At 63.5% G+C, this 16,964-nt stretch carries 13 protein-coding genes; 10 read left to right on the top strand and 3 right to left on the bottom strand.

Annotated features, from left to right (window positions below):
- Nucleotides 1-172 precede the first annotated feature (172 nt).
- The 3 genes from H0V34_09740 to hpnH form a co-directional block, all read right to left on the bottom strand.
- A complete protein-coding gene (locus H0V34_09740; protein ID MBA2491963.1) occupies nt 173-808 on the bottom strand; it encodes an ABC transporter substrate-binding protein in 636 nt (211 codons plus the stop codon).
- A 14-nt stretch (nt 809-822) separates the two neighbouring features.
- Entirely contained in the window at nt 823-1,896 is a 1,074-nt protein-coding gene (locus H0V34_09735) for a glycosyltransferase (protein ID MBA2491962.1), read from the bottom strand.
- 153 nt (nt 1,897-2,049) lie between these two features.
- Nucleotides 2,050-3,168 carry an adenosyl-hopene transferase HpnH gene (gene hpnH, locus H0V34_09730; GenBank protein MBA2491961.1) on the bottom strand — a complete coding sequence of 373 codons (1,119 nt, stop codon included), beginning with the start codon at nt 3,166-3,168 and terminating at the stop codon, nt 2,050-2,052.
- A 321-nt stretch (nt 3,169-3,489) separates the two neighbouring features.
- Here hpnH and H0V34_09725 point away from each other — a divergent pair, with 321 nt between their 5' ends.
- From H0V34_09725 to H0V34_09680, 10 genes are all read left to right on the top strand, one after another.
- Nucleotides 3,490-4,593, top strand: coding sequence for a squalene/phytoene synthase family protein (locus H0V34_09725; protein ID MBA2491960.1), 1,104 nt, complete (start codon nt 3,490-3,492; stop codon nt 4,591-4,593).
- Nucleotides 4,593-6,551: a squalene--hopene cyclase gene (gene shc, locus H0V34_09720; protein MBA2491959.1), complete on the top strand. Its 1,959-nt coding sequence runs from the start codon at nt 4,593-4,595 to the stop codon at nt 6,549-6,551. Before H0V34_09725 ends, shc begins: the two co-directional genes overlap by 1 nt.
- Complete coding sequence (locus H0V34_09715) at nt 6,548-7,264, top strand: hypothetical protein (GenBank protein MBA2491958.1); 717 nt, start codon at nt 6,548-6,550, stop codon at nt 7,262-7,264. The genes shc and H0V34_09715 overlap by 4 nt, the downstream gene beginning before the upstream one ends.
- A 154-nt stretch (nt 7,265-7,418) precedes the next feature.
- The gene (locus H0V34_09710; GenBank protein MBA2491957.1) at nt 7,419-10,094 is read left to right on the top strand and encodes an MMPL family transporter; all 2,676 of its coding nucleotides are present in this window, start codon (nt 7,419-7,421) and stop codon (nt 10,092-10,094) included.
- Nucleotides 10,095-10,179: 85 nt separating this feature from the next.
- Nucleotides 10,180-11,175 carry an NAD-dependent epimerase/dehydratase family protein gene (locus tag H0V34_09705; GenBank protein MBA2491956.1) on the top strand — a complete coding sequence of 332 codons (996 nt, stop codon included), beginning with the start codon at nt 10,180-10,182 and terminating at the stop codon, nt 11,173-11,175.
- A complete protein-coding gene (locus H0V34_09700) occupies nt 11,172-12,161 on the top strand; it encodes a flippase-like domain-containing protein (protein MBA2491955.1) in 990 nt (329 codons plus the stop codon). Before H0V34_09705 ends, H0V34_09700 begins: the two co-directional genes overlap by 4 nt.
- Nucleotides 12,162-12,204: 43 nt before the next feature.
- A complete protein-coding gene (locus H0V34_09695; GenBank protein ID MBA2491954.1) occupies nt 12,205-12,936 on the top strand; it encodes a phosphocholine cytidylyltransferase family protein in 732 nt (243 codons plus the stop codon).
- Nucleotides 12,937-13,065: 129 nt separating this feature from the next.
- A complete protein-coding gene (gene aepX / locus H0V34_09690) occupies nt 13,066-14,724 on the top strand; it encodes a phosphoenolpyruvate mutase (protein ID MBA2491953.1) in 1,659 nt (552 codons plus the stop codon).
- On the top strand, nt 14,721-15,896 hold the full coding sequence (aepY, locus tag H0V34_09685; GenBank protein MBA2491952.1) for a phosphonopyruvate decarboxylase: 1,176 nt from the start codon (nt 14,721-14,723) through the stop codon (nt 15,894-15,896). The genes aepX and aepY overlap by 4 nt, the downstream gene beginning before the upstream one ends.
- Nucleotides 15,893-16,963, top strand: a complete 1,071-nt coding sequence (locus H0V34_09680) for a 2-aminoethylphosphonate--pyruvate transaminase (GenBank protein MBA2491951.1) — start codon at nt 15,893-15,895, stop codon at nt 16,961-16,963. Before aepY ends, H0V34_09680 begins: the two co-directional genes overlap by 4 nt.
- Nucleotide 16,964: the final 1 nt, after the last annotated feature.

Genomic DNA, 16,964 nt, shown 5'->3' with positions numbered 1-16,964 from the left:
GCCTCCCCGGCACGTCCGCGGCACGAATCAGGCGTGGACTCTTATCCCGAGCCGCATAGAGCGCGGGGTGACCGGCCAGCCGAAAAGAGCATCGTCGAACCGACGCTGCTGGTGGTCAGCGAACTATAAGGAATGCCCAACATGCGAGGGTCTCAAGCCATTGCGCCCTTTTTTACTGCGCGTTGGCGGCAATCTTTTCTTTAAGCGCCGCGATCAGTGCGTGGAAGCCGTCGCGGCTCAGGATTTCCGCGTATTCCGCGCGTTTGAGTGCGAGATCGCTCACCCCGTCGACCACGATATTAACGATACGCCAGCCGCGATCGTCTTTGTGCAATACATAGTCAAATTGGATTTCGCCGCCATCCGCCTTCATAAGCAGGCTGCGCACGCCTGCTACCTCGGCGCTCAGGTCGCCGCTGGACTGGGTATCGAAGCGCTCGCCCGAATATCCATCGAAGCGTTCCGCATACGTCGAAATGCTGAGATCGCCGAAGGTTTCGACAAGCCTCGCCTGTTGTGCGCGATCGAGTCCGTCCCAGTAGCTGCCTACCGAGATGCGCGAGATCGTGGCGATGTCGTGGCTGCGGCGCACCGCCGGCGCCAGGCGCGCGTAACGACCGTGGTAGCCGAGTTCTGGGGCTGCTTTCATTACCGCTATCAGTTCGTTCTGAAAGGCCTCCACGACTGCCGTCGGCGTAGACTCGCTCTCTGCCGTGGTCTCGGCCGTGACGCAGGGCGCGGTCAGCGCAAAAATAAGCGTCACGATCAGCGAATTCCATAACACGCCTGTGTTGCGATCGCTAATCATAGGGTTTCTTTCATTCATAAGGTTTCTGCGCGGTATACGCGCCCCTTCCAGCTGGCGCGCCGACCGCGCCAGTAGCCGATGGCGGAGCCCCAGGTCATGGCAAGATAGAGCAGGGCGGCGAGCGGCAGGCTCAGCACCCAGGCGGGTGAGCGCCGATAGTACAACAGAGTGGGAAGATAACTGAGCATCATCATGGCCAGCGCCGCGATTGAGACAACACGAGTCGCTGCGTGCGCGCTGCTCATCGCCAGCAACGGGCTCACGAAGGCGATGAACATCGTTACAGTGCAGACACAGAGCGCGACACCCGAATACCGCAACTGGGTAAACGCGGTGCGCGACACCATGCGCCACAGGTCGGCGAGTTGCTGATTGCGCCGCTGACTTATCACCGCATGGCTGAGTCCCAGCCAGATGTTGCCGCCCGCGCGCTTGACCTTCATCGCCAGTGCGCAGTCATCGATAAGCTCGCCTTTAAGGGAGGCAAAAGCGTCAATCTCATCGAGCATCGAAGTCCGTACCAGTACGAATCCGCCGGCCGCGGCGGCGATCCTCGAATGTCGGGAATTGCTGAGACCGAACGGATAAAGCAGTTTGAAAAAGTAAACGAACGCCGGCATAGCCAGTTTTTCCAGCGCACTTTGCATGCGCGGCGCTGCCACCAGCGAGAGCATATCGAGACGTTCGCGGCTGAGCTTGTCGCGCGCCGTAGCGATAATATCCGGCGCCAGTACGATGTCGGCGTCCAAGGCCAGGGTCAGCGGAGTGCGGGCAAGTCGCCGGCCCTGTTCAAGTGCCCACAGCTTGCCGGTCCAGCCCGTGGGCAATGGCTCGCCGCGCAGACACATCGGTGTCAGCGCAGTCACGGCGCGTGCCTCAAACTCCGTGGCGTCCGTGGATTGATCGTCGATGACTATCACCTGCAATCCGTGTCCCTGCCGCGCCAGGGCGCGCAGGGTCTCAGCGATATGTGAGGCCTCGTTGCGGGCGTGGATGATGACCGTGACATCGTGCAGGTCGGAGTCCGGTGGCGAGGGAGTCGCCGTCAGCTGCTCGCGCGTGCTCCACGGACGCCAGGGCGCGAGCATTACCGCGAGCCACAACAGCAGCGCACCGACCGTCAGGCAAAATCCGGCGCTATTGATCAGGCTATCCACAACTCACGACGGTTTACGACGATGGCGCCGGTCGCGGCTGAGCGCACGCCGCGCCCGTACAGAGGCGCTGTATCCGCCAGCCCGCTAGCGGGCGCTGTGCCGGCTGCCGATCTCCTCGATCGGAATGCGTATGCCGTCCGCGACGTTGCTCTCGGCGTAGCCCACCGGCAATTCCGGCGCCATCGCGCCTTCGGTGCGGGGTCCGAACATGAATGTTTGCAGTGCGCGCAACGGGTGCGTGAAGGTATCGCTCACCGCGGTCGGCTCGTACCCGCAGTGCGCCATGCAATTCGCGCATTTGGGATTGCGCCCGGTGCCGTAACGATCCCAGTCCGTCTCTTCCATGAGCGCATTGAAAGTCGGCGCGTAGCCCTCGTCCACCAGCAGATAGCACGGTCGTTGCCAGCCAAACACGTTGCGCGTGGGGTTGCCCCACGGCGTGCAGTGATACGTCTGATTGCCGGCCAGAAAGTCGAGAAACAGGCTGGAATGGTTGAATGCCCAGCGGCGTTTTTTGCCGAGCTTGAAAATGTCGCGGAACAGTTGCTTGGCGCCGGTGCGCTGCAGGAACACCTGCTGCTGCGGTGCGTGCTCGTAGCTGAAACCGGGCGACACGGTGATGCCTTCCACGCCAAGCGCGGTTGCGTAATCGAAAAATTCCGCCACTTCGTGTGCGGATTCGCCCTGGAACAAAGTGCAGTTCACCGTCACCCGGAAACCCTTTTCCAGCGCGAGGCGGATGGCCTGCGTGGCCTTGTCGAACACGCCGTCGCGGCACACGGAGGCATCGTGCCGTTCGCGGTTGCCGTCCAGGTGAATCGACATCGTGAGATATGGCGACGGCCGGTAATCGTCGAGTCGCTTTTCCAGCAGGAGCGCGTTGGTGCACAGATAAACGAATTTCTTGCGCGCGACGATTCCCGCCACGATTTCGGGCATTTCCTTGTGCACCAGCGGCTCGCCACCCGCGATCGAGACCATGGGCGCGCCGCATTCATCCACTGCGCTCAAGGATTCGGCTACACTCAAACGCCGGTTGAGAATGTCTTCGGGATAGTCGATCTTGCCACAGCCCGCACAGGCCAGATTGCAGCGGAACAGGGGTTCCAGCATGAGCACCAGCGGGTAGCGCTCTTTTCGTTGCAAACGCTGCGCGAGCAGGTAGCGGGCGACTCGATACTGTTGTCTTAAGGGCACACCCATAACGATTCGATGATTGTGGTTAAAAATCTGGTAGTTAAAATTGCGTGGTTAACATCTGGTCAATTTCTCGTATTGCCCCACGTCGGCGACGCAACACGATAAAACGGGAATTCCATTTGTCGTAAACATGTAACATAGAAGTTTAACCGGCGCAAACTTGTTGTTACGATACCCGCACCCTGGAAAAAACCCAAGTTGCGGATATTACTTAGATTGAATTTCGAGGCATGTACAAGTGTACTTTTCCGGTCCGAAGCCAGTGCCCGACGCTAGCGATGACGGCGCTTATGCGGCATTTATGCGACACTCGGCGGCCGGACAATGACTGAATCCGCGCATGCCGCCGAGTCCGGTCCGCGGGCCACTAGCGCCAGGCGGAATCCGCGCGCAGCCGAAGTCCGGTGTCTGTCGGATGCCGAACGAACCCTGCAGAGCCATTTGCTGCTGGGCGTGTCGCGCACGTTCGCACTGACCATCCCGCAGTTGCCTATCCAGCTCCGGGACGTCATATCCAACCTTTATCTGCTGTGTCGCATCGTCGACACCATCGAAGATGAACCCGCGCTTGGCGTGGATGAGCAGGCGGCTTTGTGCGCGCAATTCGTAGACGTCGTGGAAACCGGCAACGGCGCGCGGGCGTTTTCCGCAACGCTCGCCGCCCGGCTTTCCGCACACACGCTTCCCGCGGAGCAGGAGTTGATAGGGCGCACGCCTTCGGTGATAGCGATTACGTTCAGCTTCAGCCCGTCACAGCTAAGATCCCTGGCCCGGTGTGTGCGTGTGATGGCGAGCGGGATGGTGGAATTCCAGCACGTCAAGAATCCGCGCGGACTCGAGGACCTCGACCAGCTCGCGCGCTACTGCTACCACGTCGCCGGCATTGTGGGCGAAAGCCTGACCGAGCTGTTCTGCGAATATTCGCCGGACATCGCGCGCCATCGGCACACCCTGATGCCGCTGGCGGTATCGTTCGGGCAGGGATTGCAAATGACGAATATCCTCAAAGACATCTGGGACGATCAGCAGCGCGGCGCCTGCTGGCTGCCGCGCAGTGTGTTCGAGGAGGCTGGATTCGACCTGCACAAGCTCGCTCCCGGCGCTTATCGGGCCGAGTTCGGCGCCGGCCTTGAGCGGCTGATCGCCATCGCGCAGTCGCATCTGGACGACGCGGTAACCTATACCTTGCTGATTCCCCGGCACGAACGAGGCATTCGCTCGTTCTGTCTGTGGGCGATCGGTTTTGCCGTACTGACCTTGCGCAAGCTCGCGCGCCACCCGGATTTCAGTACCGGGCGTGAAGTCAAGATCTCGCGGCGCAGTGTCAAGGCGACCATCCTCATCGCGCGCATGAGTCTTAAGCGCGACCGGCTGATCCGGGGTATGGTCAATGTCGCGGGGCGCGATCTGCGGAGTGCGGGGGGTTGATGATGCTGGATCGGGTGGCGCGCGCAAGGTGGCGGCTGAGTGAAAGCGACCTGCTGAACTCGGCGGTTGAGCGCGCGGTCAGCGCGCTGGTGGTGTCGCAACAGCGCGCGGGGCACTGGTCGTACGAGCTGGAAGCCGACTGCACGATTCCCGCCGAATATATTCTCATGATGCACTTCATGGGCGAAGTCGATACCGCGCTGCAGGCGAAGCTCGCGGTATTCATCCGTGCGCACCAGTCTATGGAAGACCAGGCGGGACTTGATCAGGCGTTGCATCACGGCTGGCCGCTTTACGAGGGTGGGGATTTCGATCTGAGCTGTTCGGTCAAGGCGTATTACGCGCTGAAGCTTGCCGGCGACGACTGCGAAGCGCCACATATGGCGGCGGCGCGGCGAGCTATTCTGGCGCGTGGGGGTGCTGCCCGCGCGAACGTTTTCACGCGCATCGCGCTGGCGCTGTTCGGCCAGGTGCCGTGGCGCGCGGTGCCGTTCATGCCGGTGGAAATCATCCTGCTGCCGCGCTGGTTTCCGTTTCATATCGACAAGGTATCGTACTGGTCGCGCACCGTCATGGTGCCGTTGCTGATCCTGTGCAGCCTGCGCGCGCAGGCCCGGAATCCCCAAGCTGTGGGTTTGAGCGAGCTGTTCGACGTGCCGCCGGAAAACGTCACCGATTATTTCCCGGCGCCGTCAGTGCTCAAGCGGCTGTTTCTGTTGCTGGATCGGACCGGGCGCTGGCTGGAGCCGTTCGTGCCCCGTTGGATACGCAACCGTGCGCTACAGCGCGCCGAAGACTGGATTATCGAGCGCCGCAACGGTCGCGGGGGCCTGGGCGCAATCTTTCCGGCCATGGTCAACTCTTACGAAGCGCTGGCCCTGCGCGGCTATTCCGCGACGCACCCTTACCGCCAGGATGCGCGTCGGGCGCTTGATGATCTGTTGGTGGTGGACGGCGACAGCGCGTACTGTCAGCCCTGCATGTCGCCCGTGTGGGATACGGCGCTCGCCTGTCTGGCCATGCAGGAAGCCGGCGAGACGCAAGCGGCGGAGCGTGGTCTGTCGTGGCTGCGCCACCGCCAGTTGCGCGACGAACCCGGCGACTGGCGGCGCGATCGCCCCTTTGCCGCGGGCGGTGGCTGGCCGTTTCAGTTCAGCAACAGCCATTATCCCGACACCGACGATACGAGCGCGGTGGCCTGGGCGATGATGCAGTCAGACGATCTCCGCAACCACGAGTCGGCACGCCGCGCGGCCGAGTGGATCCGTATCATGCAGTCGCGCAATGGCGGATTCGCGGCCTTCGATGTCGATAACACGCGCGAATACCTGAACGCGATACCGTTCGCGGATCACGGCGCGCTGCTGGACCCGCCGACCGCGGACGTGAGCGCACGCTGCGCGATCGCGTTGGACCGTTTCGCCGCCAGCGATCCGCATTGTCAGCAGGCCCTGGATCGCTGCATCGCGTACCTGCGCGCGCAACAGGAAGCCGACGGGAGCTGGTACGGGCGCTGGGGCACCAATTACATTTACGGCACCTGGTCGGTGCTGGCAGCGCTGGAGCAGGTGGGCGTAGCGCGGGACGATCCCGCGGTACGGCGGGCCGTGATCTGGCTGCAAGAGACACAGCAGTCCGACGGCGGCTGGGGAGAGGGCAACGACAGCTATCTCGGTGACCGGCCGGCGGTTCGCGATGCAGTGGAGAGCACCTCATTTCAGACGGCGTGGGCGATGCTGGCGCTGATGGCCGCGGGCGAGGCAGACTCGCCGGCACTGGATCGGGCGGCCCGCTATCTGCTGGATGCGCAATGCGCCGACGGGTTGTGGCGCGACGATACGTTTACGGCGCCGGGCTTCCCACGCGTGTTCTATCTGAAATATCACGGTTATCAGAAGTATTTCCCGCTGTGGGCGCTGGCGCGTTACCGGAAACTGCGGGTGGCAGCGCTAGGATGACGCGCATAGGGATCGTCGCCGCGCTGGATGGTGAGGCGCGCACCTTGATCCGCAGGCCGCTGAAGCCACCGATGGAAGTGAACGTTGCACAAGCCTGCGACGTAAGAGTGGCGCTGGCCGGCATGGGCGCCAGCCGCGCGCGCGCCGCCGGTGAACAATTGCTGGCTCAAGGCGCCACCGCGTTGATGAGCTGGGGGGTGGCGGCAGCACTAGACCGCGCGCTGGCGCCGGGTAATCTGCTGGTGCCCGGCGTGATTCTCGACACGGACCTCAGATCCTACTCGGTGGATACGGCCTGGCACGGCTGGCTGTGCGAGCAGCTTAAAAATCGCTTCGTCATCCACGTCGATCCGCTGATCGAAAGCACGACGGTACTCGCCACGCGCGCGCAGAAGCGCGCGCTCATGCTGCGTTCAGGCGCAATGGCGGCCGACATGGAAAGCGCCGCGCTGGCGGCGCTGGCCAGCGAGGCGCAAGTGCCGTTTGTGGCGATCCGCGCGGTTTCCGATACCTCCGTCGCCCGCGTGCCGACGTGGCTCGGCGGCGTGATCGACAACGGCGGGCACGTATGCATCGGCGCGGTCATCCGGCAGGTGCTGGCGCGACCGCTGGACTGGGCGGCGGTCTCGCGTCTGGCGCTGGGCTTTCGCGCCGCGCGCGCCACCCTGACCGATGTCGCGTCGCTGGCTGACGGTCGCTTTTTCGCGACGTAGCGTACGAGCCTTGGCGCTTAGCACAATCTTGGCGCTTAACACAAAATAGCACCCGGAGCGCTGTCCGTTTGCTGAATTCCCTCACGCCAGCCAAGGCCGCCGCCTGATTACCGCACGTTCGTAACACCTCCGCCGGCCTGAGTACTCGCTGCCGATGTCCCGACTGGAAACTGCCTTGAGCGTCGCCATAGGATGGTGGATCAGTCGCGTGGCCCGCGCGCCGCGGGCAGTGGTGCTGTCATTCGTCGTTATAGCCGTCGGCTCCGTATATTACGCGTCCCAGCATCTCGGCATGGATACCGATCGCGCGGACATGCTATCGGCCGAGTTGCCGTTTCGCCAGGACTACGAAACCTATAAACGCGCGTTTCCGCAGTATGTGGACACCCTGCTGCTGGTGATCGAAAGTGATACGCCAGAACTCGCGCGCGCCGCCGCCGACCGGGTCGCAAATAAACTAAAGCGCACCAACACGCTGTTCAGGACGGTATCGCGCCCCGGTGCCGGCGCGTTCTTCGACCGGCATGCGTTTCTGTACCTCGATGTACCGGAATTGCGGCAGCTCGCGGACGACCTCGCGCAGGTGCAGCCCTTTCTGGGCACGCTCGCGCAGGATCAATCCTTGCGCGGACTGCAGCAAATGCTGACACAGGCGCTGAACGCAGTGGATGACGGCGAGAAGCTGGACTTGTCGCCACTGCTGAAAGCGCTGGAGACCGCCATCGAGGCGCAAGGGGCAGGGCGCTTCCATCGTCTTTCCTGGCAGGGCCTGATGCTGGGCAATGCCGCATCGGACTCGGGCGCACGGCAGTTCATTCTCGCTCAGCCGCGGCTGGATTACGGCAACTGGCTGCCGGCCGCCCCCGCCATGAACGCGCTGGAAGGACTGAAACACGCCATGGCGCTGGACGGTTCCCAGGGCGTGACCTTGCGCATAACCGGCGCCGCGGCGCTGGAGTACGACGAGATGCAAAGCGTCGCGCGCGGCGCCGGCACCGGCGCGGTGGTTTCTTTAGCGCTGGTAATACTGGTGCTGCTCGCCGGCATGCGTTCGCCGCGCATGGTCGCCGCGTCGGTGGCGACACTCCTGGCCAGCCTGATAATCACCGCGGGCTTCGCGGCGGTGGCAATAGGGCATCTGAACCTGATCTCGGTCGCTTTCGCGGTCATGAACATCGGTCTTGGCGCCGACTACGCGATCCATCTGTGTCTGCGGTGCCGTGAACTGAATACGCGCGGCGCCGAACAGTCAGCCGTTCTGCGCACGGCCGTGAGCCATGTCGGCACCTCGCTGGCGCTCGCGGCGGCGACCACGGCGGTGGGCTTCTTCGCGTTCGTGCCGACTGCATACGCAGGCGTTTCGGAGCTGGGACTGATCGCCGGCGCCGGCGTGTTCATCAGCCTCATTACCAGCTTGAGCCTGCTGCCCGCGTTGCTGACCCTGTTCCCATCGCGCGCGAGTGGCGACATATTGTCTACATGGTCTGGGCCTGAATCATCCGGGCCCGCGTCGTTCGGGCGTTACACCGATGCGGTGGCTGCGTTTCCGCGCCGGCATGCGCGCGCGATAAGGCGCACCGCGCTGGCGCTGGCGGCAGTAGCGGCGCTGAGCCTTCCGTTTGCGAGCTTCGATTACAATCCGCTCAACCTGCGCGATCCCGACAGCGAATCGGTCGCGACTTTTCAGGACCTCGTGGACAGTGACGACACGCCGCCATGGAGTATTTCCGTCCTTGAGCCCGACGCGACCGCGGCCGCAACGGTGGCGGAGCGCCTGCGCGAGCTGCCCTCGGTCAGCCGCGCGGTCAGCCTGCCCGACCACGTGCCCGCGCGGCAGGTACGCAAGCTCGCGATCATCGACGACATGCGGCTGGTCATGGGGCTGACCCTGATGACTGGCGCTAAAGTAGACCCGCCGTCTTATGCGGAACAGCGCGCGGCGCTTGAGGATTTTCAGGCGGCGCTCGCGCGGCATCTGCACAGCGGCGCCGAGCCGCGCTGGCCCGCGCTCACCGCACGCTTGCGCGCCGATATAAGACGGCTGCTCGATGATCTGAGCGATGGCACGCAGGTCGCGGCGGCGCACAGCCTGGCGGCGCTGGATCGCAGTCTGCTGGCTACCTTGCCGGATACATTGAATGTGCTGGACACGGCGCTCAAGGCCGGCCCCGTAGGATTTAAAGTCCTGCCCCCGCCGCTGGCGGCGCAGTGGCGCGCGCCGGGTGGCGCCTACCGCGTGGAAGCCTTCCCCAAAGACGACTTGGGCGACAGCGAGGCGTTGCGCCAGTTCGTGGCGCAGGTAAGTGCACTTGCACCGCACGCGACCGGCCTGCCGGTGATCAGTCTGAAAGCAGGCGAGGCGGTTGTCGCCGCGTTTCAGCAGGCGTTTGTCACGTCGTTGCTGGTGATCGCGGTGTTATTGTTATTGCTGATGCGTGGGCCGCGCGACGCACTGCTGGTGCTGGCGCCGCTGTTGCTGGGCGGCGCGCTGACCGGCGCGGTGGTGACGCTGAGCGGTCACGCGTTCAATTTCGCCAACATCATCGCCTTGCCGCTGCTGCTTGGTATCGGCGTGGACAACGGCATTCACATGATGCACCGGCTGCGCAGCCAGCCGGGTTCGTACGCCACCTTGCTGCGCACCAGCACGGCGCGGGCGGTGTTCTACAGTGCGTTGACTACCATCGTCAGTTTTGGCAGCCTTGCGTTTTCCGCCCATCCGGGCACTGCAAGTCTCGGGTTTCTGCTCACCGTCGGCGTTCTCTTGACTCTGGGCGTGACGCTTATAGTCTTGCCGGCGCTGCTGAGCTGGCGTCAGGATCCCCCATGACCCACAATTTTGATTGCCTGCCGCGGAATACGCCGCGGTTAATTTTCCGATTGCGGCGCCGCGCTGGCGCCTGCCATCGACCGTCATGACGACCCTGGTAACCGGCGCGACGGGATTTGTGGGCGCGGCGGTCGCGCGGCGTCTGTTACACGCGGGTCAGGCGGTGCGCGTGCTCACGCGGGCGCACAGCGATCCGCGTAACCTCCAGGGGCTTAGCGTCGAGCGCGTGGTGGGCGATCTCACCGATCGAGTGTCGCTGGAGCGGGCGTTAACAGGGTGCGATACGCTGTTTCACGTGGCCGCCGATTACCGGCTGTGGGCGCTAGATCCCGACACCATTTACGCGGCCAATGTCGAGGGCACGCGTAACATCATGCGGGCGGCGCTCGCGGCGAAAGTCAGGCGCGTGGTTTACACCAGCAGTGTGGCGACCCTGGGGACAACGCGGGATGGCGCGCCCGCCGACGAGGACACGCCAGTCACGCTTGACGACATGATAGGCGATTACAAACGTTCCAAGTTTCTGGCCGAGGCCGAAGTGCATGCCCTGATTGCCGAGGCGCACCTGCCGGCGGTGATCGTCAACCCCTCTACGCCGGTCGGCCCTGGCGACATCAAGCCCACACCCACCGGGCGCATGGTGGCGGACGCGGCCAAAGGCCGCATGCCAGCGTACGTAGATACCGGCCTGAATATCGTGCATGTGGACGACGTGGCCGACGGGCACCTGCGCGCACTGGAGCGCGGCGTCATCGGCGAACGCTATGTGCTGGGCGGCGAGAATCTATCGCTAAAACAGATCCTGACGACCATCGCGGAGCTGTCCGACCGACGTCCGCCGCGGATCAGAGTGCCGCACAACGTGTTGCTGCCGATCGCGTATGTTGCGGAAGGCTGCGGTCGGCTGCTGCGCGCCGAGAACCTGCCGCTGACAGTGGATAGCGTACGCATGGCGAAAAAACGCATGTACTACAGCAGCGACAAGGCCCAACGCGAGTTGGCGTATGCGCCGCGGCCGGCGTTTGAGGCCTTGCGCGACGCTGTCGCGTGGTTTTTGCGCGGAGCGGCGGTGGCGCCATGAAACTGCGCTTCGCACTGTACGGCGCCTGGCTTGCGGGCCTGAGCCTGTTTATCGGCGTCACCGTTTATCAGGGTCTGGGTGATGTCCTGCGCGTGCTGGGCGAGGCCGGCTGGGGGCTTGCGTGGATCACCGTGTTTCATCTGGCGCCGCTGCTGCTGGATGTGCTCGGCTGGCGCGCGCTGTTGCCGCGGGGCCACGGTCAATCATTGAGCGAACTCGTGTGGATCCGCTGGCTGGGCGAATCGGTCAACTCCCTGTTCCCGGTCGCGCAAGTGGGCGGTGACCTGCTGCGCGTGCGATTACTGCGTCGTGGCGGCATGTCGGGCGTGCCGGCCGGCGCCTCGGTAATCGTCGATCTCACCGCCGGTATGGTGACGTTGATCGCGTTCGCATTGATGGGTGTGGTTCTGCTGCTGTGGCACGCCGGGTCCAGTGACGCGGCGGCGGAACTGTTGATCGGGATCGCCGTCTTCGGCGTTATCGCGGGTTCGTTTGTCATCGCGCAACGCGCCGGCGTGTTCCTGGTACTCGCGCGCGGGCTGGAACGCCTGGCTCAGGGCGGCGGGTGGCAGTCTATAACCGGCGGTGTGGTGGCGCTGGATCGCGAAGTGGTAGCGCTTTACCGCGATCGATACGCGATCTGGAGTGCCTGCGGCTGGCGTCTGGCGGGGTGGGTGCTGGGCGCCGGCGAGGTGTGGCTCGCGCTATGGTTTCTGGGGCATCCGGTCGGTCTCGTCGAGGCGCTGATCCTGGAAAGCCTGGGACAGGCCATACGTTCGGCGGCGTTCGCGGTGCCCGGCGCGCTGGGCGTGCAGGAAAGTGGATTTATCCTGCTCGGCGGCCTGCTGGGCGTACCGCCGACAGTCGCACTGGCGCTCTCGCTCGCCAAGCGCGTGCGCGAACTGGCGCTGGGGCTGCCGGGCATCCTCGCCTGGCAGTTCGTCGAAGGCCGGCACTCCTGGCGACGCCGGATTATGGAATCCTGATCGGCGGACGCGTGATGGATCAAATCGCACGGATCCGCTACCGATGAAAGCTGTGATGCTGGCTGCCGGCGTGGGGCGGCGCCTAGAGTTAGACACACCTAAATGCCTGCTCGAATTCGACGGGAAAACGCTGTTGCAGCGGCATCTCGAGATCCTGCGGGACTGCGGTATCGATAACCTGACTATCGGGGTAGGGCATCAGGCTGCCGACATTGCGCAAGCGCTCGCGGAACTTGACGGCGGCCACGCCGTGCGATTGATCGAAAATCCGGACTACCGCCAAGGCAGCATCGTGACCCTGTGGCGCCTGCGCGAGTGCTTCGCTGGTGACAACGTGTTGCTGATGGACGCGGACGTGCTTTACGACCACCGCATGATCGAGCGTCTGATGTCGTCTCCGCATCCCAACTGCTTTCTACTGGATCGCGACATGGAGCCCGGCGACGAACCGGTCAAGCTCTGCGTGCGCGACGGGCGTCTGGTCGAATTCAGAAAGCAGGTCGATGTCGTTTGCGATTACCTTGGTGAATCGGTTGGTTTTTTCCGCCTGTCGAATCCCGTAACGCAAAAGCTGCTAGCCGTGACCGCACGGTATGTCGAAGCCGGCGCCTTGGATACGCCTTTTGAGGAGGCCCTGCGAGACGTGCTGCTGGCCAAACCGGACCAGTTCGGCTTCGAGGATATCACCGGCCTGCCGTGGCTGGAGATCGATTTTCCGGAAGATATCGAGCGTGCGCGCAGCGAAATAGTGCCGCGGCTGGTCGCGCACCGGTAGTGAACGCGACCGCTTATTTGGTTGCCAATTCGGCCACAAGACCACGGTTCGCCGGCAGACTTGCCTTTGGCCGCGCTTTTGCGCACATTACGGTTCGACCCTTTTTCCGATTAGTCACTTAGCTTCTTAATGCAGACTCCCTCGAAAAGCGCTCAGCTCCGCGCGCTGTTAAATTCGCCGCAGCTCGAATTCATCATGGAGGCGCACAACGGTATCAGCGCCCGCATTGTCGAGGAAGCGGGATTCAAGGGCATCTGGGCCAGCGGTCTGGCGATCTCCGCGCAGTTCGGCGTGCGTGACAACAACGAGGCGAGCTGGACGCAGGTTGTGGACATGCTGGAATTCATGTGTGACGCGACCTCGATTCCCATTCTGCTGGACGGTGATACGGGTTACGGCAATTTCAACAACACGCGGCGGCTGGTGAAAAAGCTCGAGCAGCGCGGCGTGGCCGGCGTATGCATTGAAGACAAATTATTTCCCAAGACCAACAGCTTCATCGAGGGCGTGCGCCAGCCCCTGTGCGATGTCGATGAATTCAGCGGCAAGATCAAGGCCGGCAAGGACAGCCAGCTCGATCCGGATTTTTGCGTGGTGGCGCGGATCGAGGCACTGGTCGCCGGCTGGGGGCTGGATGAGGCGCTGCACCGCGCGCGCGCCTATCAGGACGCGGGCGCGGACGCGATACTGATACACAGCGCGCAGTCGCAGGCCACCGAGGTGCTGGCGTTCGCGCAGCGCTGGGAAAATCGCCTGCCGCTCGTGATCGTCCCGACCAAATATTACAGCACGCCCACCGAAGTGTTTCTCATGGCGGGCATCAGCACGGTGATATGGGCAAATCACATGCTCCGTGGCGCGGTGGCGGCCATGCGGAGAGTCGCCGAGGAAATTCAGACCACACAGACGATCGCCAGCGTGGAAGATCACATCGCGCCGGTCAGGGAGATTTTCCGCCTGCAGGGCGCGGACGAACTGGCCGGCGCGGAAAAGCGCTATTTCGCCGCCGGCACGATCCGGCATTCGGTGGTGCTCGCGGCCACGCGCGGCCGGGGGCTGGAGGCGCTCACCGAGAATTGTCCCAAGGTCATGCTGTCCATCGGCGACAAGCCGCTCCTGCAGCGTCTGGTGGACGAATTCAAGAGCCAGCAGGTACATCACACGGCGGTCGTGGCCGGCTACAAGGCCGAGGCCATCGATCTGAGCGGCGTCCAGGTGCTACGCAATCCTGACTACATGATCAGCGGCGAGCTTGCTTCGCTGGCCTGCGCGCGCGAGGCCATCAGGGAGGACACCGTCATCACCTATGGCGATCTGCTGTTTCGCCGTTACATTCTGTCCGACCTGCTGGACATGCGCGGCGAGATCATGGTGGTGATCGACTCCGTACTGCCGCGCGAAGCGAGCCGCGACTATCGTGATCTCGCGTGGTGCTCGCGCCCCGACGACCATGCCCTGTTCCACGAGGACGTCGATCTCTTGCGTGTCGCGTACCACGCGAACCATGACGACGATCAGCCTTCCGGACGCTGGATCGGCATGCTGAGAGTGGTGGGACCGGGCCGGGAATGGCTGCTCGAAGAAATGGACGATCTGCGAGAGCGTGCGGACTTCGACAGCCTCGGTGTCACCGACTTGCTCAACCGCCTGATCGAGACGGGTAGACGTGTGAAGGTGCTCTACATTCATGGCCACTGGCTGGACGTGAATCGCATGGAGGATTTGAGCCGCGCCAGTGATTTCGCGCATGGTCAGCAGCGGCATGCGGGGCCTGAGCGCGAGTCATGATCGAGGCGCGGGACTTCGTCGAGCGCGCACGCGACTTCGGTTACCACCGCTATGCCGGAGTGCCGTGCTCGTTTCTGACGCCGTTCATCGATTACGCGATCGCCGACGACAATCTGGTTTACGTGTCATCCGCCAACGAAGGCGACGCGGTCGCGATTTGCGCGGGCGCGTTTCTGGGTGGGCAGCGCCCGATCGCCATGATGCAGAATTCCGGGCTGGGCAACGCGGTCAACCCGCTGGTGTCGCTGGCGCATGCGTTTCGCATTCCGATGCTGCTGATCGTGACCTTGCGCGGCGATCCGGAGCTTAACGATGAGCCGCAACATCAGCTCATGGGCGAGATGACCGGTGGTGTGCTGGACGCGATGCGTATTCCCTGGGAATACTTCCCGACCGACGCTGGCCGCATCGAAGAGACCTTGCGGCGTGCCGAGTCGCACATGAGCGACATGATGCGCCCCTACGCGCTGGTCATGCGCAAGGATTCGGTGGCGCGCTCCGACTCGACGCAGCGGCACAAGCTGCGTTACGACCGCGACCAGAAGGCGAGGATCGGCGGCGCACATACGCTCACGGCGCGCCTCTCGCGCGCGAAGGTTCTGCAACGTGTGGTCGAGATGACCGCGCAGCCCAACACGGTTGTTATCGCGACTACCGGTTACACGGGCCGCGAGTTGTACGCGCTCTCCGATCGGCCGAATCACTTATATATGGTCGGTTCCATGGGGTGCGCGTCATCGCTGGGGCTGGGACTAGCGATGACGCGCCCGGACCTGCGGGTGGTCGTCATCGATGGCGACGGTGCGGCATTGATGCGCATGGGCAATTTCGCGACCCTGGGCGCCTACGGCGGCGGCAATCTGGTGCACATTCTGCTCGACAACGAGGCGCACGATTCGACCGGCGCGCAGGCGACGGTATCCAACAATGTTTCGTTTGCCGGCATTGCCCGTGCGTGTGGTTATCCAATCGCGCTTGAGGATGACAACCTCTCGATTCTGGATCATCTGCTCGGCGGCACGGGCAGGATTGGACCGCGCTTCGGTTGCCTCAAGATTCGCACCGGCACACTTGAAGTTCTGCCGCGCCCGACCTTGTCGCCGGCCGAGGTGCGCGCACGCTTTATGGCGCACATCGGCGCGCCGTCGACGCCCTCAACCGGGCCGGCATGATTCTGCTGAATCCCGGACCCGTCACGCTCTCGCCGGAAGTGCGTCAGGCGCTGTCCGGTCCCGATCTCTGCCATCGCGAATCGGAATTCGCCGATTTGCAGGCATCGATCCGCGACAGCTTGTTGCGCGTCTACGGGCTCTCGGACGATGCGTGGGCGGCCGTGCTGCTTGCGGGTTCCGGCACCGCCGCGGTGGAAGCGATGCTGACCAGCCTGGTGCCACGCGACGGCAGGCTGCTGGTCATTGAAAACGGCGTCTACGGAGAGCGCATGACCGCCATCGCCCACGCGCATGGCATCGAACACCGCGCGCTTGCGCATCCCTGGGAAAGTCAACTTGAGATCAAAGGCATAGAGGAGTTACTGAACGCGCAGCCGGAACTTAGTCACATCGGGGTAGCGCATCACGAGACCACGACGGGTCGCCTCAACGAGCTGGCGGCGCTGGGTGAGTTGTGCCGCGCGCGCGGTGTGCACCTGCTGGTCGACGCGGTGAGCAGCTTCGGCGCGGAACCAATCGATTTCGAGCAACCCGGCATCGCCGCCTGCGCTGCTACCGCGAATAAATGTCTGCACGGCGCGCCCGGCGTATCGTTTGTCATCGCACGGCGGGAGCAGTTGTCAGCGGGGACGGCGCGATCGGTTTATCTGGATCTGGCGAACTACTGCCGCGAACAGGACCGGCGTGACACGCCGTTCACCCAGCCGGTGCATGTTTTCTACGCGCTGAAGCAGGCGCTCGTCGAGTTCGAAGCGCAGGGCGGCAGGACCGCGCGGCATGATCACTATCGCGCGCTCGCGGACAAGCTCAGGCATGGGCTCGCGGCTCTGGGTATCGAACCGCTGGTGGCGAAGAGTCAGGCCTCGGTGGTGCTGAGCGCGTACCGGCTGCCCGTGGACATAACCTACGAGACCTTGCACGACGGCTTAAAGACGCGCGGCTTCATCATTTACGCGGGACAGGCCAAGTTCGCGAGCACTATTTTTCGCGTGGCCGTGATGGGCGCGATCACGACGGCCGATATCGATCGCCTGCTAGCCGCATTCCACACAGTCCTGCAAGTATAGT

It is taken from the genome of Gammaproteobacteria bacterium (assembly GCA_013696315.1).
GTDB lineage: Bacteria > Pseudomonadota > Gammaproteobacteria > JACCYU01 > JACCYU01 > JACCYU01.
The sequence above is the reverse complement of the archived record's forward strand: the minus strand, read 5'-3'. Positions and strand labels throughout refer to the sequence as shown.

What these genes read in the sequence shown, in the direction of transcription:
- H0V34_09740 (MBA2491963.1), bottom strand. Translation starts at nt 808, where the DNA reads ATGATTAGCGATCGCAACACAGGCGTGTTATGGAATTCGCTGATCGTG.
- H0V34_09735 (MBA2491962.1), bottom strand. Translation starts at nt 1,896, where the DNA reads ATGCTCGCGCCCTGGCGTCCGTGGAGCACGCGCGAGCAGCTGACGGCG.
- hpnH (MBA2491961.1), bottom strand. Translation starts at nt 3,168, where the DNA reads ATGGGTGTGCCCTTAAGACAACAGTATCGAGTCGCCCGCTACCTGCTC.
- H0V34_09725 (MBA2491960.1), top strand. Translation starts at nt 3,490, where the DNA reads ATGACTGAATCCGCGCATGCCGCCGAGTCCGGTCCGCGGGCCACTAGC.
- shc (MBA2491959.1), top strand. Translation starts at nt 4,593, where the DNA reads ATGATGCTGGATCGGGTGGCGCGCGCAAGGTGGCGGCTGAGTGAAAGC.
- H0V34_09715 (MBA2491958.1), top strand. Translation starts at nt 6,548, where the DNA reads ATGACGCGCATAGGGATCGTCGCCGCGCTGGATGGTGAGGCGCGCACC.
- H0V34_09710 (MBA2491957.1), top strand. Translation starts at nt 7,419, where the DNA reads ATGTCCCGACTGGAAACTGCCTTGAGCGTCGCCATAGGATGGTGGATC.
- H0V34_09705 (MBA2491956.1), top strand. Translation starts at nt 10,180, where the DNA reads ATGACGACCCTGGTAACCGGCGCGACGGGATTTGTGGGCGCGGCGGTC.
- H0V34_09700 (MBA2491955.1), top strand. Translation starts at nt 11,172, where the DNA reads ATGAAACTGCGCTTCGCACTGTACGGCGCCTGGCTTGCGGGCCTGAGC.
- H0V34_09695 (MBA2491954.1), top strand. Translation starts at nt 12,205, where the DNA reads ATGAAAGCTGTGATGCTGGCTGCCGGCGTGGGGCGGCGCCTAGAGTTA.
- aepX (MBA2491953.1), top strand. Translation starts at nt 13,066, where the DNA reads ATGCAGACTCCCTCGAAAAGCGCTCAGCTCCGCGCGCTGTTAAATTCG.
- aepY (MBA2491952.1), top strand. Translation starts at nt 14,721, where the DNA reads ATGATCGAGGCGCGGGACTTCGTCGAGCGCGCACGCGACTTCGGTTAC.
- H0V34_09680 (MBA2491951.1), top strand. Translation starts at nt 15,893, where the DNA reads ATGATTCTGCTGAATCCCGGACCCGTCACGCTCTCGCCGGAAGTGCGT.